Raw genomic sequence first — 871 nt, forward strand, 5'->3', positions numbered from 1 at the left:
TAAGAGCGGCTAACAGAACTCCGGCAATGCGCGAGCGCAAATGACGCAGCACGCCAGGCTCAGGAGTGCAACGTGAGTTTCGATGCCGCGTTCGAAGCGGACTCGCAGCTTGCCGAAGGCCGCCAGCCAGGCATGTGTTCGCTCGACCACCCATCGGTGTCGACCGAGTCGGTCATTGCGCTCGACACCTCGGCGAGCAATGCGACTCTGGATGCCGCGGAGCTTGAGATGGTCTCGGCAGCGCGCGAAGTCGTACCCTTTGTCTGCATGCAGCTTGTCTGGCCAGCGGCGTGGCCTGCCAGGTTTGCCCGACACGCCAGGCAACGCATCAACCAGCGCCTCGAATACAACCGAATCATGTCGGTTGGCGCCCGTGACGCAGAACATCATTGGGATGCCTTGGCGGTCCGTGATGAGGTGACGCTTGCTGCCGAGCTTGCCGCGGTCTGTGGGGTTGGGCCCCGTGTGCGAGCCCCCCGGGGGCTGGGGACGCTGGCCCCATCCAAGCTGGCGCGGCTGAAGTCCAACCGTCCGGCGCCGCGCAACTCGGCCAGCAACAGCAGATGGAGGCGATGCCACACGCCTGCGGCCTGCCAGTCACGCAACCGGCGCCAGCAGGTCATGCCGCTGCCAAAGCCCAACTCCTGCGGCAGGTCCTCCCAAGGAATACCGGTTCGCAGCACGAAAACAATGCCGTTGAGCGCACGCTCGTCCTCCAATCGGGGCCGGCCGCCCCGTGGCGACGCCTCCACCAAAGGCAGAAGTGGCTGTATCCGCGACCACAGCGCCGCACTGACTTCCCGTTTTCTCGACATTCAACATCAACGCTTGTTCTTCTGGGCGTGATGATAGGTTTTGTTAGCTGCTCTAA

Annotated in this window: 1 protein-coding gene; it reads right to left on the bottom strand. The window is 63.6% G+C overall.

Features of this window, described 5'->3' with window-relative positions:
• Nucleotides 1–9: 9 nt before the first annotated feature.
• Nucleotides 10–815 (bottom strand): IS5 family transposase gene (locus AC07OQ_RS24465; protein WP_495055741.1). Its coding sequence is split into 2 segments (ribosomal slippage): nucleotides 10–488 and nucleotides 488–815, totalling 807 coding nucleotides; the frame shifts between segments, so codons are not numbered across the junction.
• Nucleotides 816–871: the final 56 nt, after the last annotated feature.

The sequence above is a fragment of the Roseateles sp. GW821-FHT09B06 genome, assembly GCF_059418245.1.